The sequence below is a fragment of the Azohydromonas sp. genome (assembly GCF_035325925.1).
In the GTDB taxonomy this organism is placed as follows: Bacteria; Pseudomonadota; Gammaproteobacteria; order Burkholderiales; family Burkholderiaceae_C; genus Calidifontimicrobium.
In genome coordinates this window covers 1-26,430 of the sequence record NZ_DAOKZA010000006.1, presented here as the reverse complement: position 1 = coordinate 26,430, position 26,430 = coordinate 1, and the positions used below count along the sequence as shown (strand labels likewise).

Below are 26,430 nucleotides of genomic sequence, written 5' to 3'. Positions count from 1 at the left end.
CCTCCTCAGGGTCGCGTCGGCACGACGGCGCGCACCGCGGCGACGACGCGCTCGACGCTGGGCAGCGCGGCGTCTTCGAGGTGCGCCGCGTACGGCACCGGCACCTCGAGGCTGCACACGCGCCGCACCGGCGCGTCGAGCTCGTACAGCGCGTCCTCGGCCAGCCGCGCGGCGATCTCGGCCGAGATCGATCCGCTCTTCCAACCCTCGTCGACGATCACCACGCGCCGCGTGCGCGTCACCGACGCGGTGACGGTGGCCATGTCGAGCGGGCGCAGCACGCGCAGGTCGATCACCTCGGCGTCGATGCCGTCCCTGGCGAGCGCGTCGGCGGCGGTCAGGCACTTCGGCAGGCTGTTGCCGTAGGTCACCAGCGTGACGTCCCTGCCGGCGCGGCGCACCTTGGCACGCTCGAGGTCGACCGCGGTCACCGCCGGGTCGAGCTCGCCTTCGACGTTGTAGAGCACGATGTGCTCGAAGATCAGCACCGGGTTCGGGTCGGCCAGCGCCGCGGCCAGCATGTGGCGCGCGTCCTCGACGGTGCCCGGCACCGCGACCTTCAGCCCCGGGATGTGTGCGAACCAGCCCTCGAGGCTGTGCGAGTGCTGCGCCGCGAGCTGCCGCCCGCCGCCGGTGGCCATGCGGATCACGACGGGCACCGCGAACTGGCCGCCGGTCATGTGCGGCAGCGTCGCCGCGTTGTTCATGATCTGGTCCAGCGCGAGCAGGCTGAAGTTGCAGGTCATGATCTCGACGATCGGCCGCAGCCCGGCGATCGCCGCGCCGATGCCCAGGCCGGTGAAGCCGTTCTCGGCCAGCGGCGTGTCGACGACGCGCTCGGGGCCGAACTCCTCGAGCAGGCCCTTGGTGACCGCGTAGCAGCCGCCGTACTTGCCCACGTCCTCGCCCATCACGAAGCAGCGCGGGTCGGCGGCCAGCGCGTCGCGGATCGCCTGCCGGCAGGCTTCGCGGTAGGTCATGCGCAGCGGCGCGTTCATGATGCCCCCTCGGCGCTGCGCGCCGTCCGCCCGCGAGGCAGCGAGCGTCTGCCGGGCGGCCTTGCGGCGCTCATGCCACCTCCTGCACGACCGCGTCCATCAGCACGAAGCGCTCGAGCTCGCCGATCGGCTCGAGCGTTCCGGCCTCGGCGAACGCGACCGCGGCGTCGATCTCGGCGGCGACCTCCGCCTCGATTGCCGCCGCCTCGGCGTCGGTCAGCTGGTGGTTGGCCACCATCCACGCGCGCAGCCGCTCGATCGGGTCGAGGTGCTTCCAGCCCTCGATCTCGCCGCGCGTGCGGTAGGCCTGCGTGTCGAACATCGAGTGCGCGCGGAAGCGGTAGGTGCGCGCCTCGAGGAAGTACGGGCCCTGGCCGGCGCGGATCGACGCCACGGCGCGGCGCGCCGCCGCCTCGACCTGCACCGGGTCCATGCCGTCGACCTGCTCGGCACCCATGCGGTAGGCCCTGGCCTTGCGCCAGATGTCGGTCTCGACCTCGCTGTCCTCCAGCGGCACGCCCATCGCGTAGAGGTTGTTCTCGCAGACGAACAGCACCGGCAGCCGCCACAGCTCGGCCAGGTTCAGCGTCTCGTGGAACACCCCTTCGCCGACCGCGCCCTCGCCGAAGAAGCAGGCGGTGATCGCGCCGGCGCGCAGCTGCTTGTCGGCCATCGCGATGCCGGCGGCCAGCGGCAGCCCGCCGCCGACGATCGCGTTGCCGCCGTAGAAACGTCGCGAGCGGTCGAACAGGTGCATCGAGCCGCCGCGGCCGCGGCAGCAGCCCTCGGCCTTGCCGAGCATCTCGGCCATCAGCGGCGCCATCGGCACGCCGTGCGCCAGCGCCTGGCCGTGCTCGCGGTAGGTCGCGACGACCGCGTCGCGGGCCGGGTCCATCGCGCTGGCGACGCCCACCGCCACCGCCTCCTCGCCGTCGTACAGGTGCAGGAAGCCGCGGATCTTCTGCGCCTGGTACAGCTCGACGCACTTGGCCTCGAAGCGGCGGATGCGCAGCATCTGCCGCCACAGGTGGTGCAGATGCGCGCGGTCGAGGTGGATCTTCTCGCTCACGCGACGACCCTTCCGGCGTGCGCGGGCCGCACGGTCGCGGGGATCACGCGTTGTCCCTGACCGTGGTCGACGCGCCGCAGGCCTTGGCCGACGCGATCGCCGCGTCGCGCGCCGCGTCGGTGGCGAACATCGGGCTGGTGCCCACCACCTGGTGGTTGGCCGCCTTGAGGTTGAAGAAGGCCTTGCCGCCGGCGGCGGTCTTCTTCTCGTAGCGTGCGTCGTCGCCGCAGTTGGCGCGCACCGAGGCGATGCCGCTCTCGGCCGAGGCCTTGGCCTTGTAGCCCTCGCTGACCAGCAGCGTGTCGCCGCCGTCGTTCTTCAGCGAAAAGCGGAACTGCCCGTCGCTGCTCTTGTTCAGTTCGTACCAGCCTGCCATCGTCGCGCTCCTTGGGGTGTTGACATCGAAGGGGTGGGAAGTGCGCCGGCCGGGGGGCGGCGGCGCGGGGTCGAGGTTAGCGGCAACGCGCCGCCGCCGGCGGCGATGCGCCTCACTTGCGTTCGTCGGACTCGAGCGTCGACAGGTCGCCCTCGGGCAGCCCGAGTTCGCGTGCCTTCAGCAGCCGGCGCATGATTTTGCCGCTGCGCGTCTTCGGCAGGTTGGCGCGGAAGGCGATCGACTTCGGTGCCACCGCGGCGCCCAGGCGCTTGCGTGCGTGGCCGAGCAGTTCGCGTTCGAGCGCCTCGCCGGGTTCGAAGCCGGGCTTGAGCGCGACGAAGGCCTTGACCACCTCGCCGGCCATCGGGTCGGGGATGCCGATGACGCCGGCCTCGGCCACCGCCGGGTGCTCCATCAGCGCGCTCTCGACCTCGAACGGCCCGATCAGGTGGCCCGACGACTTGATCACGTCGTCGGCGCGGCCGACGAACCAGAAGTAGCCGTCGGCGTCGCGCCTGGCGAGGTCGCCGGTGAAGTACCAGCCGTCGGCGAAGCACTTGCGGTAGCGCTCGTCCTCGTGCAGGTAGCCGCGCATCATCGACGGCCACGGCGTGCGCAGCACCAGCTCGCCCTCGGTGCCGGGCGTGGTGACCCGTTCGACGCCGCCTTGCGCGTTGCGCGTCGCGATCGCGGCCTCGATGCCCGGCAGCGGCTTGCCCATCGAGCCGGGCTTGATGTCCATCGCCGCGTAGTTCGACACCATGATGCCGCCGGTCTCGGTCTGCCACCAGTTGTCGTGGAACGGCAGCGCGAAGGCCTCGAGCCCCCAGACCACGGCCTCGGGGTTCAGCGGCTCGCCGACGCTGGCCATGAAGCGCAACGCCGACAGGTCGCGCCCGGCGAGCGCCTCGGTGCCGAGCTTCATCATCATGCGGATCGCGGTGGGCGCCGTGTACCACACGCTGATGCGCTCGCGCTCGAGCACCGAGTACCAGGTCGGCGCGTCGAACTCGGCCTCGACGACGACGTTGGTCACGCCGTTGACCAGCGGCGCGATCACGCCGTAGCTGGTACCGGTGACCCAGCCCGGGTCGGCGGTGCACCAGAACACGTCGTCGTCGTGCAGGTCGAGCGCGTAGCGCCCGGTCACCGCGTGCATCAGCACCGCGCCGTGCACGTGCACCGCGCCCTTGGGCCGGCCGGTGGTGCCGCTGGTGAAGTGCAGCAGGCTCATCGTCTCGGCGTCGGTGGGCACGGTGGCGAAGGCGTCGGACGCGGTGTCGACGACGTCGGCCCAGCGCCGCACGCCCGGCGCGTCGCCGTCGCCGACGACGAGCACGTGCTTCAGCCCGGGCAGGCGCGCGCGCAGCGCCTCGACCTTGCGCCTGTACAGCTCGGGCGTGGTCACCAGCACGCGCGCGTCGCCCATCTCGCAGCGCGTGGCGATCGGCTCCGGGCCGAACGCCGAGAACAGCGGCGTGACCACGCAGCCGGCCTTCAGCGCGCCGAGCAGCGCGACGTACAGCTCGGGCAGCCGCCCCATCAGCACGAACACGCGCTCGCCCGGCTGCACGCCCAGCGTGCGCAGCGCGTTGGCGAAGCGGTTCGTCGCCCGTGCGAGGTCGCGGTAGGTCAGCTCGCGCCGCGCGCCGGCCTTGCCGATCCAGCGGATCGCGACGCGGCCTTCGCGCGGCGTGCCGAGGTGGCGGTCGACCGCCTCGTGCGCGATGTTCAGCCCGCCGCCGGGCAGGCCGTCGAGCAGCGCGCGCGCCTGCGCCCAGTCGAAACCGGCGCACACCGCGTCGTAGTCGTCGAGGTGCGGGCGCACGCGCATCGCCTGCACCTGCTTGACGATGCGCGCCGGGATGCGTGTGTCGGTGTGCGTCTGCCCGTTCATTCGACCGCCCTTGTCGTCGCCTGGGACCGCGTCGCCGCGCCTGCTGCAGGTGCCGCGACGGATATCCATGATCGCGACTCGGGCGTCGACCGGGTTGATGCGGGTCAAGCTCCGCGCCGGTGACCGGAATGCGCTCAGCCGGTCGGCTCGCCGCGGATCGAGTCGCGGCCGCGCGCGTCGCGCGCGCGGCCCAGGTCGTTCTCGAGCGCCCGGACGAGCCGGGCCGCGGCGCCGTGCAACGCGTCGGCGACCTTGTCGGCGTCGTGGCTCACCGTCACCGGCTGGCGGCCGGCCAGCCGCGCCTCGAGCTTGCAGCGCTTGTCGTCGCCGCCGACGCGCGACGCGTTGACGTCGCTCAGGTGCACCTCGACGCGGGTGATGTGGTCGCGAAAGCGCGCCAGCTTGTCCTTCAGTTCGCGTTCGGCCCAGGCGGCGAGCGAGTCGGCGCCTTGCACGTGGTCGTCGGTGTTGAGCTGGATCTGCATGCGGGTCCTCGTGGTTGAAGCGCGTGCGACCCGGCGGCGGCGCGGCGGTTCCGCCGCCGCCGCCGGGTCGCGTCGGCGCGCATTGTCGTCGCAGCGCCGCTGCCTTCGGCGCGGCGCGGTTCAGGCCAGCAGCGAGACCACCGCGGTGATCACCACGATGCACACGAAGTTCAGCGCCAGACCGCAGCGCATCATCGTCGCCGCCGGCACCGCGCCGGTGCCGAAGACGATCGCGTTCGGCGGCGTGGCCACCGGCAGCATGAAGGCGCACGACGCGCCGACCGCGATCGCCGCGGCCATCAGCGTCGGCGGCAGCCCCAGAGCGCCGGCGACGCCAATGAAGATCGGCACCAGCAGCGCGGCGCTGGCGGTGTTGCTGACGAGCTCGGTGAGGAACACGACGAAGGTCACGACGCCGAGCAGCAGCACCAGCGTCGGCGCCGCGTGCAGCGCCGCGACGAGCTGGTCGGCGAGGTAGCGGCTCGCGCCGCTCGAGCCCATCACCTGGCTCAGCGCGAGTCCGCCGCCGAACAGCAGCAGCACGCCCCACTCGGTGCGCTGCTCGATGTCGGGCCAGCGCAGCACGCCGGTGGCCACCAGCGCGACGATCGCCGCGATCGCGACCAGGCTGTCGATGTCGCCGCCCACGCCCAGCCAGCGTCCCAGCGGCGCGCCGCCGACCCAGGCCAGCGCGGTGAACGCGAAGATCGCCACCGCCAGTCGGCGTTCGCGGGTCCACTCGATCGCCGCCGACGTCGGGGCCGGCGCCATCGCCCCGGCCAGCCGCGGGCGCAGCACCAGCCACAGCACGCCGACCATCAGCGGGCCGAGCAGCACGACCATCGGCAGCCCGATGCGCAGCCAGCCGGCGAAGTCGATGCCCGCCTGCGCCGCGGCGATCGCGTTCGGCGGGCTGCCCACCAGCGTGCCGATGCCGCCGATGCTCGCGCTGTACGCCAGCCCGAGCAGCACGAAGGCGCGCTCGCGCGGCCCGACGCCTTCGTCGCCGTGCAGCAGGCCGAGGGCCAGCGGCAGCATCATCGCCGCGGTGGCGGTGTTGCTGATCCACATCGACAGCGCCGCGGTCAGCGCGAACAGCAGCAGCACCGCGCGCGTGCGCCGCCCGCCCGCGGCGCGCAGCACCGCGGCGGCCAGCGCGCGATCCAGGTCGTGGCGCTGCAGCGCCGCGGCCAGCGCGAAGCCGCCGAGGAACAGGAAGATGATCGGGTTGGCGAACGACGCCAGCGCGTCGCGCACGTTCATCAGCCCGGCGAGCACCGCCAGCAGCGGCACCAGCAGCGCGGTCACGCTCAGGTGCAGCGCCTGCGTCATCCACAGCCCGCCGATCAGCACGAACAGCGCCAGCCCGGCGCGCAGCGCATCGGGCGGCGGCACTGCGGCATGCACCACGGCGGCCAGCGCGACGCACGCGAGCGCGCGCAGCGCGGGGTGCATCACGCGGTTCGGCCTGTCGACACCAGCACGTCGTTGGCGCCCTCGGCGAGCACGTGCTTGGTCACGCTGCCCAGCAGCAGGTCCTCGGCGGCGGACTGGCCGTGCTTGCCGAGCACGACGAGGTCGCAGTCGAGCTCCTGCTCCTGCTCGACGATGCGCTGCGACGCGTCGCCCTCGACGATGCACGCGTCGTACTGCATCGGCTTGAGGCCCGCGGCCTGTGCCAGCGCGTGCAGCCGCTGCGTCGCCCCGGTGCGGGCCTGGCTGCGGTACAGCTCGATCGTCGCGGCGTCCACGCCGGCGAACTGCAGCTTCTCCCCGAACGGCACCTGGAACGCGCTGAGCAGCACCAGCTGCGCGTGCGGGGCGACGCGCCGCGCCAGGCCCACCGCCTGCGCCGACCACGGCGAGAAGTCCAGCGCGACGAGCACCCGGCGGTACGGTTCGTGCGGCGACTGGCGCACCACCAGCAAGGGACGCGTCGTGCGCCCGAGCAGCCGCTCCGACGTGGTGCCCAGCAGCAGCCGACGCAGGAAACCGGTGCCGCGCGCGCCGAGCACCAGCAGGTCCGCGTCCTGCGCGTCGGCCTGGCGCACGATCTCGTCGATCGGGCTGCCGCTGGCCAGCAGCGGCTGCACGCTCGCGCGGCGGCCGGTCGCCAGCTCGCCGGCGAGCTGGTGCAGCTGCTCGCGCGCGCGCTCGACCAGCTGCTGCTCGGCCGCGGGCTGCGCGCCCAGCCACTGGCGCAGCTCGCTCAGCGCCGTGCCCGGCAGCGTGTGCATCAGCGTCAGCGTCGCGCCGGTCTCGTGCGCCAGCCGCGCGGCGCGGTCGGCGGCGTGGCGCGAGGGCGCCGAGAAGTCGGTGCCCGCGAGGATCGAGGCGAGGGCGCTCACGGCGCCGGTCTCCGGTCGCGAGGGCCGCCGTGTGGCGGCCGCGCCAGGCGCCTCGGCGCGGGAGCGTGCACGTCGGTGGAGGTCATCAGCGGCGAAGGATAACGGCTGTGGCGCGAAGGCGGCGGCGCGCGCGCTGCGCCCGGCGTGGGGGCGTCATGCGGTATGGTCGCGCCATGACCGGGCCCGTGACCGACGCTGCGACGACGGCGCCGCCGACGCGCGACGGTGTTCCCGCGCGCGTGCTGCTGGCCAGCGACCTCAGCGCGCGCTGCGACCGCGCGCTCGACCGCGCGGCGCAGCTCGCCGGAGCCTGGGGCAGCGAGTTGCACGTGATCAGCGTCGTCGAGGGTCCGCGCTCGCCCGACCAGGCGCTGGCCTGGGCCTGGCGCGGCGACGACGAGGCCGCGCTGCGACACGCGCGCCGCGAGCTGCATGCCGATGTCGCGCCGCTGGGCGTGCGTGGCGTGCTGGTCGTCGTGCACGGCGACGCGGCGCAGCGCATCGTCGAGCACGCCGAGCAGGCGCGCTGCGGGCTGGTCGTCGTCGGCATGGCGCGCAGCGAGACGTTTGGGCGGTTCCTGCTCGGTGGCACCGTGGCGCGGCTGGCGCGCACGCTGGCGTCGCCGCTGCTGGTCGTGCGCCGCCGGGTGCGCGGGCCGTACCGGCGCGTCGTCGTGGCCACCGACTTCTCCGAGTCGTCGCGCCACGCGCTCGACGCCGCCGCGCGCTGCTTCGCGCATGTCGAGCTGGGCCTGTACCACGCGCTGCCGGCGCGCGGCCTCGGTGCGGTCGAGGCGCCGGTCGACGACGAGACGCGGCGCCGCATCGAAGACGGCGAGGCGCGCGCCTTCGTCGGCGCGAGCTCGCTCGACGCCGCCCGGCGCGACGGCCTTCGGCTGAGCGTCGGTCGCGGTGCACTCGATTCGCTGCTCGCGCAGCACGTGCGCGATCACGACGTCGACCTGGTCGTGATCGGCACCCAGGGTCGCAGCGGCCTGCTCGGCGCGCTGCTGGGCAGTTCCGCCGAGCGCGTGCTCGACCGGCTGCCGTGCGACACGATGGTGGTGCGCGCGCCCGGCGGCGCCTCGGGTTGATGCGGCCTCGCGGCGGCGCGCGGGGCGCGACCCGATGCCGGGAAGGGCGTGACCGGCGGCTGCGCGCCGGGCCACGCGTTGCGAAGCGGCCGACATGATCCGGCGGGACGGCCGGGACCACGCCGACCGCGAGGTCCGTGACGACGCGCCGGCCTGGCACGCCGAGTCGCCCGACGCGGTGTGCGCGCGACTGCAGGTCGGCGGGGCCGGCCTCGCGCCCGACGAGGTGCGCCAGCGGCAGGCGCGTCACGGGCCGAATCGCCTCGCCGCCGCGAAGCCGCGCGGTCCGCTGCTGCGCTTCGTGCTGCAGTTCCACAACGTGCTGCTGTACGTGATGATCGCGGCAGCGGCGATCACCGCGTGGCTCGGGCACTGGATCGACACCGGCGTGCTGCTGGCGGCGGTGGTCGTCAACGCGGTGATCGGCTTCATCCAGGAGGGGCGGGCCGAGTCGGCGCTCGACGCGATCCGCTCGATGCTGTCGCCGCGCGCGATCGTGGTGCGCGACGGCCGGCGCGCCGAGCTCGACGCCGCCGAACTGGTGCCCGGCGACGTCGTGCTGCTCGCCTCGGGCGATCGCGTGCCGGCCGACCTGCGGCTCGTCGACGTCAAGGACCTGCGCGTCGACGAGTCGGCGTTGACCGGCGAGTCGATGCCGGCGGACAAGTCGATCGACGCGGTGGCGCCCGACGCGCCGCTGGGCGATCGCACCGGTATGGCCTACTCGGGCACGCTGGTCACCTACGGGCAGGCGCGCGGCGTCGTCGTGGCCACCGGCGCCCACACCGAGATCGGCCGCATCGACCGCATGCTGTCGGACATCCGGTCGATCAGCACGCCGCTGCTGCGCCAGATCGACCGCTTCGCCCGCGTGCTCGCGGTGGTCATCCTCGGCGCGGCCGCGCTGACCTTCGCACTCGGGGTGCTGGTGCGTGGACACGCCCCGGCCGAGATGTTCATGATGGTCGTCGCGCTCGCCGCCTCGGCGATCCCCGAGGGCTTGCCGGCGATCATGACCGTCACGCTCGCGCTCGGCGTGCAGCGCATGGCGCGGCGCCACGCGATCGTGCGCCGGCTGCCGGCGGTCGAGGCGCTGGGCTCGGTCACCGTGATCTGCTCGGACAAGACCGGCACGCTGACGCGCAACGAGATGACGGTGCAGCGCGTGGTCTGCGCCGGCCTCGACGTCACGGTCTCGGGCGCCGGCTACGAGCCGGTGGGCGACTTCAGCGTCGACGAGCGCGTGATCGACGTCGACCGCCACCCGGCGATGGCGCTGGCGCTGCGCGCGGCGGTGCTGTGCAACGACGCGCGGCTCGCCGAGCGCGACGGGCAGTGGCAGGTGGTCGGCGACCCGACCGAGGGTGCGCTGCTGGTGCTCGGCCACAAGGGCGGCTTCACGCAGCATGTCGCCGAGGCCGAGTGGCCGCGCCTGGACTCGATCCCGTTCGAGTCGCAGCACCGCTTCATGGCCACCGCGCACCGCGACGGTGACGCGCAGGCGTGGATCTTCGTCAAGGGCGCGCCCGAGAAGCTGCTCGACGTGTGCGCCTGGGAGCTCGGCCCCGACGGCGAACGCGCGCTCGACGTCGACACCTGGCGGCGCATGGCCACCGACATCGCGGCGCGCGGGCTGCGCCTGCTCGCGCTGGCGTACCGGCGGGTCGCGCCGGCCGGCGCGCGGCTGGCCTTCTCCGACGTCGAGCAGGGCTACACGATGCTCGCGCTGGTGGGCATCGCCGATCCGCCGCGCGACGAGGCGGTGCGCGCCGTCGCCGAGTGCCACCGCGCCGGCATCCGCGTGAAGATGATCACCGGCGACCACGCCGAGACGGCGCGCGCGATCGGCGCGCAGCTGGCCATCGGCACCGGCAAGCCGGCGATCACCGGCGCCGAGCTCGAGCTGATGGACGACGCCGCGCTGCGGCGCGTGGCGATGGAGGTCGACGTGTTCGCGCGCGCCAGCCCCGAGCACAAGCTGCGGCTCGTGCACGCGCTGCAGGACGGCGGCCAGGTCGTCGCGATGACCGGCGACGGCGTCAACGACGCGCCGGCGCTCAAGCGCGCCGACGTCGGCGTGGCGATGGGGCGCAAGGGCACCGAGGCGGCCAAGGAGGCGGCCGACGTGGTGCTCGCCGACGACAACTTCGCCACCATCGCCGCCGCGGTGCGCGAGGGCCGTGCGGTGTACGACAACATCCGCAAGTTCACCCTGTTCATGCTGCCGACCAACGGCGGCGAGGCGCTGGTCGTCATCGCGGCGATCCTGTTCGAGCTGACGCTGCCGCTGACGCCGGCGCAGGTGCTGTGGATCAACATGGTGACCTCGAGCACGCTCGGTCTGGCGCTGGCCTTCGAGCCCGCCGAGCGCGGCATCATGGCGCGCGCGCCGCGCCCGCCCGGGCAGGCGCTGCTGTCGGGCTTCTTCGTGTGGCGCGTGCTGATGGTGTCGATGCTGATGATGGCCGGCGCGCTCGGCCTGTTCCTGTGGGAGCTGGCCGCCGGCACGCCGCTGGAGACCGCGCGCACGATGGCCGTCAGCGCGATCGTCGTCGCCGAGATGTTCTACCTGCTCAACAGCCGCTTCATCCTCGAGCCGGTGTTCGACCGCGACGCGCTGACCGGCAACCGCGCGGTGCTGCTGGCGCTGGCCGCGTGCCTGCCGCTGCAGCTGGCGTTCGTGTACCTGCCGCCGCTGCAGGGCGTGTTCGGTTCGACGCCGCTGGACGCGGCGCAGTGGGCCAAGGTCGGCGCCGCCGGCCTGCTGGTGTTCGTCGTCGCCGAGGCCGAGAAGGCGGTGATCCGGCGCCTGCGGCTGGCCCGACACGTGACGCAGGCGTGACGGCGCGCCCGCGCCGCGGCCGGCGCCGCGGCGTCTCCTAGACTCGCGTCCATGTCGCTGTTCCTGCTGCTGCTCGTGCCCTTCCTCGGCTGCGCCGTCGCGGCGCTGGTGCCCACCGGGGCGCGCAACCTCGCGGCCGGGTTCGCCGCGCTGGTCGCGCTGGCCGTCGCGCTGCCGCTGGCGCTGCTGTACCCGCAGGTCGCCGCCGGCGAGGTGCCGGTCGAGCGCGTGGCCTGGCTGCCCAGCCTGGGCTTCGACCTGGTGGTGCGCATCGACGGCTTCGCGTGGATGTTCGCGATGCTGGTCAGCGCGATGGGGCTGCTGGTGATCGTCTACGCGCGCTACTACCTCTCGCCCGACGACCCGGTGGCGCGCTTCTACTCGCTGCTGCTGGGCTTCATGGGCGCGATGCTGGGCGTGGTGCTGTCGGGCCACCTGGTGCAGATGGTCGTGTTCTGGGAGCTGACCAGCGTGTTCTCGTTCCTGCTGATCGGCTACTGGACGCACCGAAAGGACGCGCGCCGCGGCGCGCGCATGGCGTTCACGGTGACCGCCGGCGGCGGGCTGGCGCTGCTGGCCGGCGTGCTGATCCTCGGCCACGTCGTCGGCAGCCTCGAGCTCGACGCCGTGCTCGCCGCCGGCGACGCGGTGCGCGCGCACGCGCTGTATCCGCTGGCGCTGGCGCTGATCCTGCTGGGCGCGCTGACCAAGAGCGCGCAGTTCCCGTTCCACTTCTGGCTGCCGCACGCGATGGCGGCGCCGACGCCGGTGTCGGCGTACCTGCACTCGGCGACGATGGTCAAGGCCGGCGTGTTCCTGCTGGCGCGGCTGTGGCCGGTGCTCGCCGGCACCGACACCTGGTTCTGGATCGTCGGCGGCGCCGGGCTGGCGACGCTGCTGCTCGGCGCCTATGTCGCGATGTTCCAGAACGACCTCAAGGGCCTGCTCGCGTACTCGACGATCAGCCACCTCGGGCTGATCACGCTGCTGCTCGGGCTGAACAGCGCGCTCGCCGCGGTCGCCGCGGTGTTCCACATGATGAACCATGCGACCTTCAAGGCGTCGCTGTTCATGTCGGTGGGCATCATCGACCACGAGACCGGCACGCGCGACATGCGCCGCCTCGACGGGCTGTTCCGTGCGATGCCGATCACCGGCACGCTGGCCATCGTGGCCTGCGCCGCGATGGCCGGCGTGCCGCTGCTCAACGGCTTCCTGAGCAAGGAGATGTTCTTCGCCGAGACGGTGTTCGTCAGCGCGCATCCGGCGGTCGAGGTCGGCCTGCCGGCGCTGGCGACGCTGGCCGGCGTGTTCGCGGTGGTGTACTCGCTGCGCTTCGGGCACGACGTGTTCTTCGGCCCGACGCGCGGCGACACGCCGCGCCAGCCGCACGAGCCGGTGCACTGGATGCGCGTGCCGGTCGAGCTGCTGGTGCTGGCGTGCATCGTCGTCGGCACGCTGCCGGCCTGGTCGATCGGCCCGCTGCTGGCCACCCCGGCGCGCCCGGTGGTCGGTGGCGAGCTGCCCGCATACAGCCTGGCGGTCTGGCACGGCCTGAACACGCCGCTGCTGATGAGCCTGGCGGCCGCCGCTGGCGGGTTGCTGATCTACCTGCGCTACGCCGGGCGGCTGCGGCAGCGCCGCGCGCGCAGCGCGCCGCTGCTCGGACCGCTGGACGGCCAGCGCATGTTTCACGCCTCGCTCGCCGGCGCCACCGCGTCGGCGCGCACGCTGGCGCGCCGGCTCGGCACGCGACGGCTGCAGGCGCAGCTGCTGCTGATGCTGCTGATCGCCGGCCTCGCCGGGCTGGGCTCGGCGCTGGTCGTGCCGCTGGCCTGGGGCGACCGCGCGCGCGTGCCCGTCACGCCGGAGTTCGTGCTGATGTGGGGGGTCGCCGGCGTCTGTGCGGTCGGCGCCGCGTGGCAGGCCAAGTTCCACCGCCTCGCCGCGCTGACGATGCTGTCAGTGGTCGGGCTGGTGCTGTGCATCACCTTCGCCTGGTTCTCGGCACCCGACCTGGCGCTGACGCAGCTGGCGGTCGAGGTGGTGACGACCGTGCTGTTCCTGCTCGGCCTGCGCTGGATGCCCCGGCGCGTCGAGCAGGACGACCCGCGCACCGCGTCGCGCGCCTGGTGGCGCCGGCGGCGCGACCTGGTGATCGCGGTGGCGGCCGGCGTCGGGCTGGCGGCGCTGTCGTACGCGCTGCTGACGCGGCACGCGCCGCTGTCGATCTCGCCGTTCTTCCTCGACAAGGCGCTGCCCGAGGGCGGAGGCACCAACGTCGTCAACGTGATGCTGGTCGACTTCCGCGCCTTCGACACGCTCGGCGAGATCACCGTGCTGGGCGTGGTCGGCATCGCCGTGTACGCGCTGCTGCGGCGCTTCCGCCCGCCGCAGGAGGTCATCGACCGACCGGCGCAGCAGCAGGCCGTGCCCGACGACTCGGGCAGCGACCTGCTCGCCGAGGGCGACGCGCCGCCGCGCTACCTCGAGGTGCCCGCGGTGCTCGTGCGCCTGCTGCTGCCGGTGGCCGGGGTGTTCGCGTTCCACCTGTTCATGCGCGGCCACAACGAGCCCGGCGGCGGCTTCGTCGCCGGGCTCGTCGTGGCCATCGCGTTCATCGCGCAGTACGTGGTCGGCGGCACGCGCTGGGTCGAGGCGCGCATGCGGCTGCTGCCGCCTCGCTGGATCGCCGCCGGGCTGGCGCTGGCGCTGGCCACCGGGCTGGGCTCGCTGGCGCTGGGTCACCCGTTCCTCACCACGCACACGGCGCACCTGCAGTGGCCGCTGGTCGGCGAGGTGCACGTGCCGTCGGCGGTGCTGTTCGACCTCGGCGTGTTCGCCGTCGTCGTCGGCTCGACGCTGCTGCTGCTCACCGCCATCGCCCACCAGTCGCTGCGCGCGCGCCGCCGCCAGGTCACGGCGCCCGACGACGGAGAGCCGCACTGATGGAGGCCGTGATCTCGATCGCCATCGGCGTGATGACCGCCGCCGGCGTGTGGCTGGTGCTGCGCCCGCGCACCTTCCAGGTGCTGATCGGGTTGTCGATGCTGTCGTACGCCGTCAACCTGTTTATTTTTAGCGTCGGCAGCCTGGCCATCGACAAGGAGCCGATCGTCAAGCCGGGGCTCGCGCCCGACCTGGCGCACTACACCGATCCGCTGCCGCAGTCGCTGGTGCTGACCGCGATCGTCATCGGCTTCGCGACCACCGCGCTGTTCCTGGTCGTGCTGCTGGCGCTGCGCGGGCTCAGCGGCGGTGACCACGTCGACGGTCGCGAGGAGCGGCCATGACGCCACTGCCGTGGTCGGACCACCTGGTCGTCGCCCCGGTGCTGCTGCCGCTGGGCACCGCGGCGCTGATGCTGATGCTCGGCGAGGGCCGGCGGTCGCTGAAGGCGGTGCTCAACGTCGCCTCGGCGGTGCTCGGGCTGGCGATCGCCGTCGCGCTGCTGCTGCGCGTCGACGCGCAGGGCGCGGCCGCGTTCGGCGTGTACCTGCCGGGCAACTGGCCGGTGCCGTTCGGCATCGTGCTGGTCGCCGACCGCCTCTCGGCGCTGATGGCCGTGCTCGCCGGCAGCGTCGGGCTGGCGGCGCTGCTGTACGCGCTGGCGCGCTGGCAGCACGCCGGCGTGTACTTCCACGTGCTGGTCCAGCTGCAGCTGATGGGGCTGTACGGGGCGTTCCTGACCGCCGACCTGTTCAACCTGTTCGTGTTCTTCGAGGTGCTCCTGGCGGCCAGCTACGCGCTGTTGCTGCACGGCGGCGGCATCGAACGCGTGCGCGCCGGGCTGCACTACATCGCGGTCAACCTCGTCGCGTCGCTGCTGTTCCTGATCGGCGTGGCGGTGCTGTACGGCGTGACCGGCACGCTGAACATGGCCGACATCGCGCTGAAGCTGCCGCAGGTGCCCGACAGCGACCGCGGCCTGCTGCACGCCGGGGCGGCGATCCTGGCGGTGGCGTTCCTCGCGAAGGCCGCGGTGTGGCCGCTGAACTTCTGGCTGCCGCCGGCCTACGCCGCGGCCAGCGCGCCGGCCGCGGCGGTGTTCGCGGTGCTGACCAAGGTCGGTGTCTACGCGGTGCTGCGCCTGTGGACGCTGTGCTTCCCGCCGGGCGCCGGCGCGTCGGCCGGCTTCGGCGGCGACGTGCTGGTGTGGGCCGGCGTGGCCACGCTGGGCTTCGGCGCGATCGGCATGCTCGCGTCGCAGCAGCTCGCGCGGCTGCTGGGCTTCAGCGTGATCGCCTCGTCGGGCACGCTGGTCGCGGCCATCGGCTTCGGCGCGCCGGCGCTCGCCGGCGGCGCGCTGTACTACCTGGCCACCTCGACGCTGGCGGCCTGCGCGCTGTTCCTGCTCGTCGAGCTGCTCGAGCGCAGCCGCGAGGTCGAACTCGGACCGCGCGACATCGACGACGGCAACGACGCGCTTCCGGTGTTCTTCGACGCGGAGCCGCCGCCCAGCACCAACCTCGACGACAACGAGGAGGCGCTGATCGGCCGCGCGATCCCCGCCGCGCTGGCGTTCCTCGGCGTGTCGTTCACCGCGTTCGCCATGGTCGTCGCCGGGCTGCCGCCGCTGGCCGGGTTCGTCGGCAAGCTGGCGATGCTGTCGGCGCTGCTCGACATCGGGGGCGCCGCGGCGTCGACGCTGTTCGCGCTGCTCGTCGCGTCGGGGCTGCTCGCCGCGCTGGCGCTGATGCGCGTGGGCATGCGCCACTTCTGGACCACGCAGGACCGGCCGCCGCCGCGCGTGCGCGTCGTCGAGACGCTGCCGATCGCCGCGCTGCTGGCCGCCAGCGTGCTGCTGGTCGTGCACGGCGAGGCGGTGCTGCGCTACACGCGCGATGGCGCCGACGCGCTGCACGCCCCGGCGCGGTACGTCGACGCGGTGATGTCGGCGCGGCCGGTCGCACGGCCGGCGGAGGGCGCGCGGTGAAGCGCTGGCTGCCGTCGCCGTGGCTGTCGCTGGGCATCTTCGGCGGCTGGCTGCTGCTCAACCGCAGCCTGTCGCCCGGGCAGGTGCTGCTCGGCGTGCTGGTGGCCGTCGCGATGCCGCTGCTGATGGCGCCGCTGCGCCCGCGCCCCGGGCCGCTGCGCCGCTGGGGCGTGCTCGCGCTGCTGATCCTGCGCGTCGGGCGCGACGTCGTGCGCTCGGCGATCGACGTCGCGCGTGGCGTCGCGCTGGCGCGCGTCAGGCCGCCGCGCGGTGCCTTCGTCGTCGTGCCGCTGGAGCTGCGCGACGTGCACGCGCTGGCGTCGCTGGCGATGATCACCGCGGTGATTCCCGGCACCGTGTGGTCCGAGCTGGCGCCCGACCGCAGTGCGCTGCTGATCCACGTCTTCGACCTCGACGACGAGGCCGCCTTCGTCGCGCACTTCAAGCGCGACTACGAACACCCGCTGAAGGAGATCTTCGAATGAGCCTGGTGCTGTCGACCGCGATCGGCGCGACGCTGGTGCTGTACGCGCTGGCGATGGCGGTGGGGCTGCTGCGTGTCGTGCGCGGGCCGAGCGCGCAGGACCGCGTGCTGGCGCTGGACTTCCTCTACGTCGTGGGCATGCTGGTGATGCTGGTGCTGGCGATCCGCTACGACAGCGAGATGTACTTCGAGGGCGCACTGCTGATGGTGCTGTTCGGCTTCGTCAGCTCGGTGGCGCTGGCGAAGTTCCTGCTGCGCGGCGAGGTGATCGAGTGACGCCGCTGGCCGAACTGGTGGTCGCCGCGCTGCTGCTGGCCAGCGGCTTCGTCGTGCTCGTCGCCGCGCTGGGGCTGCGGCGGCTGCCCGACTTCTTCTCGCGGATGCACGCGCCGGCGCTGGCGTCGACGCTGGCGGCGTGGATCGTCACGCTGGCGTCGATCGTGCACTTCAGCACCCGCGGCGGCGGGCTGGCGCTGCACGTGTGGCTGATCATCATCGTGCTGTCGATCACCGCGCCGGTGACGACCGTCGTGCTCGCCCGCGCCGCGCTGTTCCGCCGGCGTCTGGCCGGCGACGCGCTGCCGCCGCCGCTGTCGGCGCGCCGCTGACGACCCGCGCCGGGGCGGCCTGCGGGCGCGGACGCCGACGCAGGGCCGCCGGTGCGTCGGCGCCGTCGCTCGCCATCGGGCCGCGAGGCCCGGGCGGCGCGCGGTCGAGGCGCTGCAGCTGCGACCCGTCTTCGCTGCGGGTGCGCAGCGCGATCTCGATGCCGCGGTTCTGCGCGCGCCGTTTCGACCATGCGGCGCACGCCCGGCGGGTCCGGCGTGGCCACGACGCGCATCGCGGCGTCGCGAGCCGGTGTGCGCCACCTGCCACGGCAGCCGCGGCGGCAACAGCACCCGCGCCATCACGGCGGCCGGGTACTCGACGACGAGCCAGCCGACGGCGATGCACCCGTTCACCGTGTCCAGCGCGCGTCGCACCTCGATCGCCTCGAGCAGCACCACCGTGCTCGCGCACGACAGCGACAGACCGCACACCAGCGCGGTGCGGGCGCTCCAGCCGTCGCGGCGCGTGTCGCCGCGGGCCGGCGACGATACGGCTGGCGGCGCGGGCGCGGCTTTCGCTCGCGCGACGCGGGGGGCATCAGCGCTGCAGCGCGGCCTCGGCGCGCGCCAGCGCGTCGGCGGCGCCGAACAGCACCAGCGTGTCGCCCGGCTCGACGCGCGTGTCGGGTGCCGGCTGCAGCCGGCGATGGCCGCGACGCACCAGCGCGCTGACGATCGCGCCGTCCAGCGGCAGCGCCGACAGCGGCTGCCCGAGCCAGCGGCTGTCGGCCGGCAGCTGCAGCGCGTGCAGGCGTTCGGTGTCGCCCGCGGCGTCGTCGGCGTGCGTGGCGTCGCCGCCGAAGGCGCCGCGCAGCCGCGGGTACAGGTTCGCGCGCTCGGCCTGCACGCGGCGCAGCACGCGCGCCAGCGGCACGTCGAGCATCCGCAGCGCCTGCGACGCCAGCGTCAGCGTCGCCTCCAGCGTCTCCGGCACGACCTCGTTGGCGCCGGCGGCGCGCAGCTCCTCGGCGACATCGAGACCGCGCGCGCGCACCATCACCGGCAGCTGCGGGTGGCGCGCGCGCAACTGCGCCAGCAGGCGCAGTGCCGCGGCGACGTCGTCGTGGGTGATCACCACCAGCCGCGCGTTCGCCAGCCCGAGCGCCTCCATCACGTCGAGCTGCGAGCTGTCGCCGAAGTGCACGTGCTCGCCGGCGCGCCGCGCCTCGCGCACGCGCTCGGCGTCGAGGTCGAGCGCGGCGTACGCGATGCCCTCGGCCTCGAGGAAGTGACCCAGGCTCTGGCCGACGCGGCCGTAGCCCGCCAGCAGCACCTGCGCGCCGGCGGGCGGCGGCGCGTCGGCCGCGGCGGGGGCGTCGTCGAGCGGCGGCGCGCGGCGCGGCGCCAGCCACCGCGCCAGCGCGTGGTGGTGGCGGATCAGCAGCGGGCCGGCGATCATCGAGAACAGCACCGACACCAGCACCGCCTGCCCCAGCGGCTCGTCGACGACGCCGCTTTGCAGCCCGATGGCCAGCACCGCGAAGCCGAACTCGCCGCCCACGGCGAGCAGGATGCCGGTGCGCCACGCGGTGAGCGTCTCGATGCCCGCGGCACGCACGATCGCCGCGACGAGCACGCACTTGACCACCAGCAGCACCGCCGCGCCGAGCAGCCCCCAGTGCCACACCTTCGCCAGCACCTGGGGGTCGACGAGCATGCCGACGCCGACGAAGAACAGTCCCAGCAGCACGTCGCGGAACGGACGCACCGTGGCCTCGACCTGGTGGCGGAACTCGGTCTCGCCGAGCACCATGCCGGCGAGGAACGCGCCGAACGCCATCGACAACCCGAGCGACTGCGTGACCGCGCCGGCGGCCAGCGAGACGAACAGCACCGTCAGCGTGAACAGCTCGGCCGAGCGGCGCGCCGCGACGCGGTGGAACAGCGGGCGCAGCAGCCAGCGCCCGACGACGAACACCAGCACGAAGGCCAGCGCCGCCTTGGCCAGCGCCCAGGCCAGCGTGCCGCCGAACGCGGTGGCGCCGGCAGCGCCGAGCACCGGGATCACGATCACCAGCGGCACGGCGGTGACGTCCTGGAACACCGACATGCCCAGGCCGAGCCGCGCGTGGCGCGCCTGGTCCTCGCCCTGTTCGGCGAGCTGCTTGCCGATGATCGTCGTCGACGACTGCGCGAACGCCGCGCCGACGACGAACGCCGCCGCGGGCGCGAGTCCGGCGGCCCAGGCGATGGCGCCGACCGCGGCGGTGGTCAGCGCGACCTGCGCCGTGCCCAGCCCGAGCACCAGGTGGCGCAGCGCGTGGATCTGCGGCAGCGAGAAGTTCAGCCCGATCGTGAACAGCAGGAACACGATGCCGAACTCGGCCAGCGCCTGCAGCGGCTGCGCGTCGACCACCGGCCCGGCGGTGTGCGGGCCCAGCAGCACGCCCACCAGCAGGTAGCCCAGCGCCGACGGGATGCGCAGGCGCTGGAACGCCAGCACCACCGCCACCGCGCAGCCCAGCAGCAGCAGGACCTGGACGAAGGTGGGGGCCAGGTTCACGCCGGCCGCGGGTCAGGTCGCGCCGTCGTCGTGGTGGTGCAGCATCTGCCCGAGCGTCAGCCCGGTGAGCTGCTTCGCGCCGTGCACCAGGTAGACCATCACCGCGATCATCATCGCCATCGACGGCAGCGCGATCATCGGATAGCTCATCAGCGTCAGCCGCCCGAGCTCCTGGTTGAACGCCTCGCTGCCGGCGGGGCTGGTGACGATCCATCGTGCCAGCACGTAGTTCATGAACGACGAGAAGAAGAAGGTGCCCGCCAGCAGCAGCGTGCCGTTGCGCAGCCGCGACTCGAACGCGGCGGTGTTGCCGCGCGCGGCGAGCTGCGCGTCGACCTTGGCGACGTCGAGCACCTTGTCGTTGTAGACCAGCATGCGGATCAGCGGCCAGCGGGTGCGCGCCGAGATCAGCACCGCCAGCCCGATCAGGCCGGGCACCGCGGCCTCCTTCACCGCGAGCCACTGCGGGTCGAGCCGCAGCACGCCGATGCCGCCGGTCAGCAGCGTGCTGACCACGCCGAGCACGGCGATGAAGTTCAGCTTGCGCTTGCGCACCAGGTCGAACACGCCCCAGCCGAACGGGAACGCCAGCGCGATCAGCAGCGCCGGCAGCGTGCCCAGGTGCTGCTCGCCGCTGAACTTCATCAGGATCACCGCGGGGATCACGATGCTCACGACGACCTCGAGCAACGGGTTGCCGTTGTCGGGTTTGCGGGGCGCGGCGGCGGGGGGCATCGGCGGCGGTCGGCGTGCAGTTCGGCGAGGCCGCGAGCTTATCGCGCGCCGTGCGCGACCCGCGGCGGCTGGCCACAATCGCCGTGCCACGGCCCCACCGCCCGCCCCGATGCGCGACTTCGCCCGCCTGTACGCGGCCCTCGACGCCAGCACCGCCGTCGCCGACAAGCTGGCGGCGCTGCAGCGCTACCTCGCGCAGGCCCCCGCGGCCGACGCGGCGTGGGCGGTGTACTTCCTGGCCGGCGGCCGGCCGCGCCGCGTGGTGCCCACCGCGCTGCTGCGCGCCACCGCGGCGCGCGAGGCCGGGCTGCCCGACTGGCTGTTCGACGAGTGCCACCAGGCCGCCGGCGACCTGGCCGAGACGATCGCGCTGGTGCTGCCGCCGCCGGCGTCGACGCCCGGCGGGCCGGGGCTGGCGCAGTGGGTCGAGCAGCGGCTGCTGCCGCTTCGCGGCGAGCCGGCGGCCGCGCAGGCGGCGGCGCTGGCGGCGTGGTGGCACGAACTCGACGCGCGCGAGCGCTTCGTGCTGGTCAAGCTGATCGCCGGTGGCTGGCGCGTCGGCGTCAGCCGTGCGCTGGTGCAGCGCGCGCTGGCGGCGCACGCGGGCATCGACGCCAGGCTCGTCGCGCAGCGCATGATCGGCTACACCGACGCGCGCACGCCGCCCACCGCGCAGCGTTACGCCGCGCTGCTGTCGCGCGACGCGCCGGCGCGCGCCGACGACAGCCGGCCCTACCCGTTTTTCCTCGCCCACCCGCTCGACGCCGGCGACGTCGCCGACCTGGACGAGCGGCTGGGGGCGCGCGGCGACTGGCTCGCCGAGTGGAAGTACGACGGCATGCGCGCGCAGCTGGTGCGCCGTGGCGGGCGCACGTGGGTCTGGTCGCGCGGCGAGGAGCTGGTCACCGAGCGTTTCCCCGAGGTGTGCGCGCTGGCACGGGCGCTGCCCGACGGCTGCGTGCTCGACGGCGAGATCCTCGCCTGGGCCGACGGCGCGCCGGCGCCGTTCGCGCGGCTGCAGCCGCGCATCGGTCGCACGGCGCCCGCGCGCAAGGTGCTCGCCGCCGCGCCGGTGGCGTTCGTCGCCTACGACCTGATCGAGCTTGGCGGCGACGACCTGCGCGAGCGGCCGCAGGCGCAGCGGCGCGAGCGGCTCGAGGCCTTGTGCGCGGCGGCGGGCATCGCGGTGTCGCCGCTGCTCGACGACGCCGACTGGCCGGCGCTCGCGGCGCGCCGCGCGCAGGCGCGCGAACGCGGCATGGAGGGGCTGATGCTCAAGCACCGCCACGGCGCCTACGGCAGCGGCCGCACCCGCACCGGCGGGCTGTGGTGGAAGTGGAAGGTCGACCCGCTGAGCGTCGACGCGGTGCTGGTCTACGCGCAGCCCGGCCACGGCCGGCGCGCCGGCGTGCACACCGACTACACCTTCGCGGTGTGGAGCCGCGCACCGGCCGACGCGGCCGAGGCACGCGCCGCGGTCGACGCCGTCGCCGCGCGCCGGCCGCCGGCCGACGGCGCGCCGCGCCTCGTGCCCTTCGCGAAGGCGTACTCGGGGCTCGCCGACGCCGAGTTCGCCGAGGTCGACCGCGTGATCCGCGCGACCACGATCGAGCGCTTCGGGCCGGTGCGCAGCGTTGTGCCCAGCCTGGTGTTCGAGATCGGCTTCGACGGCCTGCAGCGCAGCACGCGGCACAAGAGCGGCATCGCGCCGCGTTTCCCGCGCATGCTGCGCTGGCGCCGCGACAAGCCGCTGCACGAGGCCGACACGCTGGCCACGCTCGAGGCGCTGCTCGGCGGCGGCACGGCGATCGCCGCAGCTTGAGATCCGTCAACGTCGCCGCATCGGCGCGGCGCATCATGTCCCTTCACGGTGCAGGGGCGTGCAGTCGCGCCCCGGGCCGTGGGAGCGCGCGGGGGTTCGCCTGCGCGCAGATCGTGGTGTTCTCAGCAGTCGGGAGAGATCGATGAAGTACCGGATCTTCGGATGGGCGCTGTGCGCCGGCGTGTCGGCGCTGGCGTCGGCGGGCGCAGTGGCGCAGCAGGCGTTCGACCTGGGCAAGCTCGAATACGAGTCGAGTTGCGCGAGCTGCCACGGGCTGTCGGGCAAGGGCGACGGCTCGCTGCGTGCCTACCTGACCAAGGCGCCGACCGACCTGACGACGCTGGCGCGGCGCAGCGGCGGCGCGTTCCCGACCCAGCTGGTGTGGGAGATGATCGACGGGCGCAGCAGCACCGAGATCGGCGCCCACGGCTCGCGCGAAATGCCGGTGTGGGGCTCGCAGTACCGCATGCAGGCGTTGCAGTCGCCGGCCACCGCGGCGCAGCCGGAGTGGTACGTGCGCGGTCGCATCGTGGCGCTGCTCGACTACCTGGCGCGCATCCAGCAGAAGTAGCCCAGCGCGCGCCGCGCCGGCGCGGCGCGGCGTTTGGCTCACCGCGAGCCGCGCTGGCGCGGCGCGGCGTTTGGCTTACGATGCCGCGGTCACCACTGCCCAGGAGCACCGCGCATGCTGGCGATCATCGGCGGCACCGGCCTGTACGACCTGCGGGGCATGAGCGTCGAGGCCAGCCTCGACGCGACCACGCCGTTCGGCGACGCGTCGGGCGAGGTGCTGCGCGGGCGCCTGCACGGCGTGCCGCTGCTGTTCCTCGCGCGCCACGGCCGTGGCCACCGCCTGCTGCCGCACGAGGTCAACTACCGCGCCAACGTGTTCGCGCTCAAGCGCGCCGGCGCGACGATGGTCCTGGGCTTCTCGGCGGTCGGCAGCCTGGCGCAGGCCATCGAGCCGGGGCACCTGGCGATGCCCGAGCAGTACTTCGACTGGACACGCGGCGTGCGCGAGCGCAGCTTCTTCGGCCGCGGCGTCGCGGCGCACGTGTCGACCGCGCACCCGGTGAGCGCGCGGCTGGTCGACGCGGTGGCCGCGGCGGCGCGCGCTCTGGGCCTGACGCTGCACCGCGGCGTGACCTACGCCTGCGTCGAGGGCCCGCGCCTGGGCACGAAGGCCGAGAGCCTGTTCCTGCGCCAGGCCGGCTGCCACCTGGTGGGCATGACCAACGTGCCCGAGGCCTTCCTCGCGCGCGAGGCGCAGCTGGGCTACGCGACGGTGGGCATCGTCACCGACTACGACTGCTGGCTCGACGACCCGGCGCAGCACGCGTCGGTGGCGGCGATCATGGCGCTGTACGGGCGCAGCCTCGCGTCGGCGCGGCGGCTGCTCGACGCGGTGGTCACCGCCGGGCTGCCCGAACCCGAACCCGAGATCCGCGGCGCGCTGGCGCAGGCGCTGCTGACGCCCGACGACGCCCTCGACGACACGCAGCGCGCCTGGCTCGACGTGCTGCGGCGCTGAGGCGGGTCCGTGCGCCCGTGACCTGGCGCTTGGCGGCGCATCGAGCGGTTACGGCCATGAGCGGACCGACGGGCCGAAGTCGCGAAGCGGGCGTTCAAGCGCCCGGCCTCAATCGTGGTCCCGCCCACTCAAGCGTAAGCCGCGGGTGGCAGGCTTGCCGCTGACCGTGACGACGGCGACCACCTTCGCGACGGGCCCGACCCTGGAACTGCCAGCCGCTTCGAGCTGGTCACCTGCGCGCTCGAGGTCGATCTCCTGCTTCTCGGTGTCGGCCGGCAGCCCAAGCCTGGCGCTGGCGTTCGAGACCGATGCCGGCTTGCCGTGGTCGGCGCACGGTGTGCCCCGTGCTCCTGATCGACGAGTTGGGCCGCGCCGACGAGCCCATCGAGGCCTTCCTGCTGGAAGTGCTGAGCGACTTCCAGAGCGGTCAGAGGAGCACGATCTTCCCGGCGTCGTTGATACGCTCCAAGCAGTCCGGCCCCATCAACTCTGCGGGCGTGCAATACCCGGCCGGCACTTCGTGCTGAAGCACATGTTCGAGCGCCAACACGGCGGTCAGGATCGTCAGACTGTAGCCGTTCAAGGTCTGCAGGGACGCACGCTTGACTGCACCTTCGGCATTGCGGACTTCGCCCCACACTCGGGCCCGCTCGCGGGCCCGCCGAGCCGGGGACGGGCCGCTCGCCAGCCGACGGAGCAGCGGATGGGCCACCCGCCGCGCCATCGGTCCGGCCATCAGCCGGCGTAGAGGCAACAGCGCACGGATCGCGCGGGCGCTGGCCGATGCCCGCGGAATGTGGACCTCTATGTTCGTGATGCCGGTGGAGTAACCGGCGGTGGCCACGTCGCCCCAGGGGATGACGAAGCTGCGCTCTGGCCCGTTCCCGAAATCGATCATCCGACTCCTTTCGCCGAAGGGGATGTCGACAATCCGCCCGTCCTGCCGCACCCGGGCGGCTCCCCGGAAGATGGCCTCCATTGAAGTGACGGTCGTGCCTGCACTCAGGTGGTCCAAACCCGCAAACATCAGGGTCAGGTGGGTTGCGTCCGGCATCGCCGACTTGAGGCTCACCGACACGCAGTCTGTCGGCACAACATCAAAGCCGACGCCGGGGCAAAGCAATACGCCTGCCGTGCGCGCTCGCTCGGTGTCATCGTGCGCCGCCACGAACACGTCGACTTCGCCGGTGATATCAAGGTAGTGCGTGCCGGTGGCCATGCAAGCCCCGCGCATGGGAGCGGATGTGCGCGAGAACGGTCCCGCGCAGTGCAGCACGACGGTCATCCCCTGCAGTGCCTGCTTCAGGCCCGCGGGGTCGTCCAGGGCTACCACGGTGTGCGGTAGTCGTAGACGATCCGCCAGCAGCCGCAGGCGGGCCGCGTCGCGCCCGGCAAGCACAGGTTGCAGTCCGCGGCGCGCGCATTCCTGCGCGATGAGTGCGCCTGTGTAGCCCGTGGCTCCATAGAGCATGCATCGTCTTGCCACGCCGCGTCTCGTTCGTTCCCTGGTTACCAATCATGAGGCGCGGGCTGAATCTAGTCCAGTAGAGACGCCAACAGCAATCGGCGGTGCTGCAGCGTGAGTGCCTTGGCATCGGCGCGGTTGCCGTCGTGGAACGGGCCGCACAGCCGGCGCGTGGCCGCGCACGTTGTCGGCGCCTGCCTGTGCGACGCCTCCGACAAGTCCGTCTCGACCTGACCCCGGCTCGGGTGGCGCTTCGGTTGGAGCGAACCGGATTGAAGTTCGCACGACTGCACACCGGTGCTCAGCGATGCGCGATGAACAGCCGCTGTGCAACGGTCGGAGTCGCTGGCGCTACGGCGGCTACGCGTCGATCGCCGCCGCCCGCATGCGTTCGGATGCGGCGCCCGCTCAGGCGCCGCCGGCGTTCGTCGTGCCGGCCAGCAGCACCACCAGCGCGCCGTGCCCGCCGTCGGCGGCGCGCGCCTGCACGAAGGCCAGCACCGCGTCCTTCTGCACCAGCCACGCGCGCACCTTGCCCTTGAGCACCGGCGCCTTGCCCGGCGAGCCGTGGCCCTTGCCGTGCACCACGCGCACGCAGCGCAGCCCGCGCAGCGCGGCGTCGCGCAGGAACGCGGCCAGCGCTTCGCGCGCCTCGTCGCGGCGCAGCCCGTGCAGGTCGACCTGCGCCTGGATCGCCCAGCGCCCGCGGCGCAGCTGCGCCGGCACGTCGGGCGCGATGTGCGCGCGGCGAAAGCTCAGCTCGCTGTCGGTGTCGAGCAGCCGCTCGACGTCGACCTCGTCGGACCAGGCCTCGCGCAGCGCGGCCTGCTCGTCGCGCTCGCGCTGGCGCGGCAGCGGCTCGGGGCGCGCGCGGTCGACGTCGGCCAGGCCGCGGTCGCGCAGCGGGTGCACCGCGCCGACGCTGCGCGCGAACAGCGTGCGCTCGCGCTCGGCCTTCGCGGCCGCCTCGCGCTCGCGCGCGGCACGCTGCTGCGCCTCGCGCCGCCGCTCGGCGAGCGCGGCCTTCAGCGGGGCCAGGTCGTGCAGGCTGCGCAGCGTCATGGCGGCGATTGTCCCCGGCGCACGGACCGCGCGTCGGGCGGGGGGCAAGCGACGCGCGCAGCGCGCCGGCGCCGGTTCAGATCAACCCACGCTCGGCCATGTATGGGGAGCACAACATAGTTCGCGGAATGTGGACGCCTGTGAAATGTTGAGCGCGGGGGCCAAGGAGGCTCCC

22 protein-coding genes and 1 pseudogene are annotated in these 26,430 nt (G+C 73.7%); 11 read left to right on the top strand and 12 right to left on the bottom strand.

Annotation, left to right across the window (positions count from 1 at the left end; all coding sequences use genetic code 11):
* Positions 1 to 5 precede the first annotated feature (5 nt).
* The 7 genes from PKC53_RS03485 to PKC53_RS03455 all read right to left on the bottom strand — a co-directional run bounded on the left by PKC53_RS03485 (position 6) and on the right by PKC53_RS03455 (position 7,173).
* Positions 6 to 998, bottom strand: coding sequence for an alpha-ketoacid dehydrogenase subunit beta (locus tag PKC53_RS03485; protein ID WP_324426358.1), 993 nt, complete (start codon positions 996 to 998; stop codon positions 6 to 8).
* A gap of 70 nt (positions 999 to 1,068) precedes the next feature.
* Complete coding sequence (pdhA, locus tag PKC53_RS03480; protein ID WP_324426357.1) at positions 1,069 to 2,067, bottom strand: pyruvate dehydrogenase (acetyl-transferring) E1 component subunit alpha; 999 nt, start codon at positions 2,065 to 2,067, stop codon at positions 1,069 to 1,071.
* Between the two features lie 43 nt (positions 2,068 to 2,110).
* Positions 2,111 to 2,443 (bottom strand): DUF1508 domain-containing protein, encoded by a 333-nt coding sequence (locus tag PKC53_RS03475; protein ID WP_324426355.1) that lies wholly within the window; start codon positions 2,441 to 2,443, stop codon positions 2,111 to 2,113.
* Positions 2,444 to 2,555: 112 nt separating this feature from the next.
* Positions 2,556 to 4,340, bottom strand: coding sequence for an acetate--CoA ligase (acsA, locus tag PKC53_RS03470; RefSeq protein ID WP_324426353.1), 1,785 nt, complete (start codon positions 4,338 to 4,340; stop codon positions 2,556 to 2,558).
* Positions 4,341 to 4,474: 134 nt separating this feature from the next.
* A complete protein-coding gene (locus tag PKC53_RS03465) occupies positions 4,475 to 4,825 on the bottom strand; it encodes an HPF/RaiA family ribosome-associated protein (RefSeq protein WP_324426351.1) in 351 nt (116 codons plus the stop codon).
* Between the two features lie 120 nt (positions 4,826 to 4,945).
* On the bottom strand, positions 4,946 to 6,280 hold the full coding sequence (locus PKC53_RS03460) for a DASS family sodium-coupled anion symporter (RefSeq protein ID WP_324426349.1): 1,335 nt from the start codon (positions 6,278 to 6,280) through the stop codon (positions 4,946 to 4,948).
* Positions 6,280 to 7,173: a universal stress protein gene (locus tag PKC53_RS03455; protein ID WP_324426346.1), complete on the bottom strand. Its 894-nt coding sequence runs from the start codon at positions 7,171 to 7,173 to the stop codon at positions 6,280 to 6,282. Before PKC53_RS03455 ends, PKC53_RS03460 begins: the two co-directional genes overlap by 1 nt.
* A 173-nt stretch (positions 7,174 to 7,346) precedes the next feature.
* Between PKC53_RS03455 and PKC53_RS03450 the strand changes: the two genes are divergently transcribed.
* The 8 genes from PKC53_RS03450 (at position 7,347) to mnhG (ending at position 17,137) form a co-directional block, all read left to right on the top strand.
* Positions 7,347 to 8,267 carry a universal stress protein gene (locus PKC53_RS03450; protein WP_324426344.1) on the top strand — a complete coding sequence of 307 codons (921 nt, stop codon included), beginning with the start codon at positions 7,347 to 7,349 and terminating at the stop codon, positions 8,265 to 8,267.
* A 94-nt stretch (positions 8,268 to 8,361) separates the two neighbouring features.
* Positions 8,362 to 11,109, top strand: a complete 2,748-nt coding sequence (locus PKC53_RS03445) for a cation-transporting P-type ATPase (RefSeq protein WP_324426342.1) — start codon at positions 8,362 to 8,364, stop codon at positions 11,107 to 11,109.
* Between the two features lie 51 nt (positions 11,110 to 11,160).
* Positions 11,161 to 14,058, top strand: a complete 2,898-nt coding sequence (locus PKC53_RS03440) for a monovalent cation/H+ antiporter subunit A (RefSeq protein WP_324426340.1) — start codon at positions 11,161 to 11,163, stop codon at positions 14,056 to 14,058.
* Positions 14,058 to 14,402, top strand: a complete 345-nt coding sequence (locus PKC53_RS03435) for a Na+/H+ antiporter subunit C (protein WP_324426338.1) — start codon at positions 14,058 to 14,060, stop codon at positions 14,400 to 14,402. The genes PKC53_RS03440 and PKC53_RS03435 overlap by 1 nt, the downstream gene beginning before the upstream one ends.
* On the top strand, positions 14,399 to 16,045 hold the full coding sequence (locus PKC53_RS03430; protein WP_324426336.1) for a monovalent cation/H+ antiporter subunit D: 1,647 nt from the start codon (positions 14,399 to 14,401) through the stop codon (positions 16,043 to 16,045). The genes PKC53_RS03435 and PKC53_RS03430 overlap by 4 nt, the downstream gene beginning before the upstream one ends.
* Positions 16,042 to 16,530, top strand: a complete 489-nt coding sequence (locus PKC53_RS03425; protein ID WP_324426334.1) for a Na+/H+ antiporter subunit E — start codon at positions 16,042 to 16,044, stop codon at positions 16,528 to 16,530. The genes PKC53_RS03430 and PKC53_RS03425 overlap by 4 nt, the downstream gene beginning before the upstream one ends.
* Positions 16,527 to 16,805, top strand: coding sequence for a K+/H+ antiporter subunit F (locus PKC53_RS03420; RefSeq protein ID WP_324426332.1), 279 nt, complete (start codon positions 16,527 to 16,529; stop codon positions 16,803 to 16,805). The genes PKC53_RS03425 and PKC53_RS03420 overlap by 4 nt, the downstream gene beginning before the upstream one ends.
* Positions 16,802 to 17,137 carry a monovalent cation/H(+) antiporter subunit G gene (gene mnhG / locus PKC53_RS03415; RefSeq protein ID WP_324426330.1) on the top strand — a complete coding sequence of 112 codons (336 nt, stop codon included), beginning with the start codon at positions 16,802 to 16,804 and terminating at the stop codon, positions 17,135 to 17,137. Before PKC53_RS03420 ends, mnhG begins: the two co-directional genes overlap by 4 nt.
* A 276-nt stretch (positions 17,138 to 17,413) precedes the next feature.
* Here mnhG and PKC53_RS03410 read toward each other — a convergent pair.
* The 3 genes and pseudogenes from PKC53_RS03410 to PKC53_RS03400 all read right to left on the bottom strand — a co-directional run.
* A pseudogene (locus PKC53_RS03410) lies at positions 17,414 to 17,593 on the bottom strand (sodium:proton antiporter); the annotation flags it as partial.
* Between the two features lie 82 nt (positions 17,594 to 17,675).
* Entirely contained in the window at positions 17,676 to 19,640 is a 1,965-nt protein-coding gene (locus PKC53_RS03405) for a cation:proton antiporter (protein WP_324426328.1), read from the bottom strand.
* Positions 19,641 to 19,652: 12 nt separating this feature from the next.
* A complete protein-coding gene (locus PKC53_RS03400) occupies positions 19,653 to 20,375 on the bottom strand; it encodes a VC0807 family protein (RefSeq protein WP_324426326.1) in 723 nt (240 codons plus the stop codon).
* Between the two features lie 109 nt (positions 20,376 to 20,484).
* Between PKC53_RS03400 and PKC53_RS03395 the strand changes: the two genes are divergently transcribed.
* From PKC53_RS03395 to PKC53_RS03385, 3 genes are all read left to right on the top strand, one after another.
* Positions 20,485 to 22,197 (top strand): ATP-dependent DNA ligase, encoded by a 1,713-nt coding sequence (locus PKC53_RS03395; protein WP_324426324.1) that lies wholly within the window; start codon positions 20,485 to 20,487, stop codon positions 22,195 to 22,197.
* 142 nt (positions 22,198 to 22,339) lie between these two features.
* Positions 22,340 to 22,768, top strand: a complete 429-nt coding sequence (locus PKC53_RS03390; protein ID WP_324426322.1) for a c-type cytochrome — start codon at positions 22,340 to 22,342, stop codon at positions 22,766 to 22,768.
* 114 nt (positions 22,769 to 22,882) lie between these two features.
* Positions 22,883 to 23,728 carry an MTAP family purine nucleoside phosphorylase gene (locus PKC53_RS03385; protein WP_324426320.1) on the top strand — a complete coding sequence of 282 codons (846 nt, stop codon included), beginning with the start codon at positions 22,883 to 22,885 and terminating at the stop codon, positions 23,726 to 23,728.
* A 427-nt stretch (positions 23,729 to 24,155) separates the two neighbouring features.
* Here PKC53_RS03385 and PKC53_RS03380 read toward each other — a convergent pair whose 3' ends face one another.
* Together PKC53_RS03380 and PKC53_RS03375 are read right to left on the bottom strand one after the other, a co-directional pair.
* The gene (locus tag PKC53_RS03380; protein ID WP_324426318.1) at positions 24,156 to 25,199 is read right to left on the bottom strand and encodes a saccharopine dehydrogenase NADP-binding domain-containing protein; all 1,044 of its coding nucleotides are present in this window, start codon (positions 25,197 to 25,199) and stop codon (positions 24,156 to 24,158) included.
* A gap of 402 nt (positions 25,200 to 25,601) precedes the next feature.
* The gene (locus PKC53_RS03375) at positions 25,602 to 26,255 is read right to left on the bottom strand and encodes a Smr/MutS family protein (protein WP_324426316.1); all 654 of its coding nucleotides are present in this window, start codon (positions 26,253 to 26,255) and stop codon (positions 25,602 to 25,604) included.
* Between the last annotated feature and the right edge of the window lie 175 nt (positions 26,256 to 26,430).

Bases quoted from the DNA above. Each gene is read 5' to 3' on its own strand.
- PKC53_RS03485 (WP_324426358.1), bottom strand. From the start codon at position 998: ATGAACGCGCCGCTGCGCATGACCTACCGCGAAGCCTGCCGGCAGGCG.
- PKC53_RS03475 (WP_324426355.1), bottom strand. From the start codon at position 2,443: ATGGCAGGCTGGTACGAACTGAACAAGAGCAGCGACGGGCAGTTCCGC.
- acsA (WP_324426353.1), bottom strand. From the start codon at position 4,340: ATGAACGGGCAGACGCACACCGACACACGCATCCCGGCGCGCATCGTC.
- PKC53_RS03465 (WP_324426351.1), bottom strand. From the start codon at position 4,825: ATGCAGATCCAGCTCAACACCGACGACCACGTGCAAGGCGCCGACTCG.
- PKC53_RS03460 (WP_324426349.1), bottom strand. From the start codon at position 6,280: ATGCACCCCGCGCTGCGCGCGCTCGCGTGCGTCGCGCTGGCCGCCGTG.
- PKC53_RS03450 (WP_324426344.1), top strand. From the start codon at position 7,347: ATGACCGGGCCCGTGACCGACGCTGCGACGACGGCGCCGCCGACGCGC.
- PKC53_RS03445 (WP_324426342.1), top strand. From the start codon at position 8,362: ATGATCCGGCGGGACGGCCGGGACCACGCCGACCGCGAGGTCCGTGAC.
- PKC53_RS03440 (WP_324426340.1), top strand. From the start codon at position 11,161: ATGTCGCTGTTCCTGCTGCTGCTCGTGCCCTTCCTCGGCTGCGCCGTC.
- PKC53_RS03435 (WP_324426338.1), top strand. From the start codon at position 14,058: ATGGAGGCCGTGATCTCGATCGCCATCGGCGTGATGACCGCCGCCGGC.
- PKC53_RS03430 (WP_324426336.1), top strand. From the start codon at position 14,399: ATGACGCCACTGCCGTGGTCGGACCACCTGGTCGTCGCCCCGGTGCTG.
- PKC53_RS03420 (WP_324426332.1), top strand. From the start codon at position 16,527: ATGAGCCTGGTGCTGTCGACCGCGATCGGCGCGACGCTGGTGCTGTAC.
- PKC53_RS03400 (WP_324426326.1), bottom strand. From the start codon at position 20,375: ATGCCCCCCGCCGCCGCGCCCCGCAAACCCGACAACGGCAACCCGTTG.
- PKC53_RS03395 (WP_324426324.1), top strand. From the start codon at position 20,485: ATGCGCGACTTCGCCCGCCTGTACGCGGCCCTCGACGCCAGCACCGCC.
- PKC53_RS03390 (WP_324426322.1), top strand. From the start codon at position 22,340: ATGAAGTACCGGATCTTCGGATGGGCGCTGTGCGCCGGCGTGTCGGCG.
- PKC53_RS03385 (WP_324426320.1), top strand. From the start codon at position 22,883: ATGCTGGCGATCATCGGCGGCACCGGCCTGTACGACCTGCGGGGCATG.
- PKC53_RS03380 (WP_324426318.1), bottom strand. From the start codon at position 25,199: ATGCTCTATGGAGCCACGGGCTACACAGGCGCACTCATCGCGCAGGAA.
- PKC53_RS03375 (WP_324426316.1), bottom strand. From the start codon at position 26,255: ATGACGCTGCGCAGCCTGCACGACCTGGCCCCGCTGAAGGCCGCGCTC.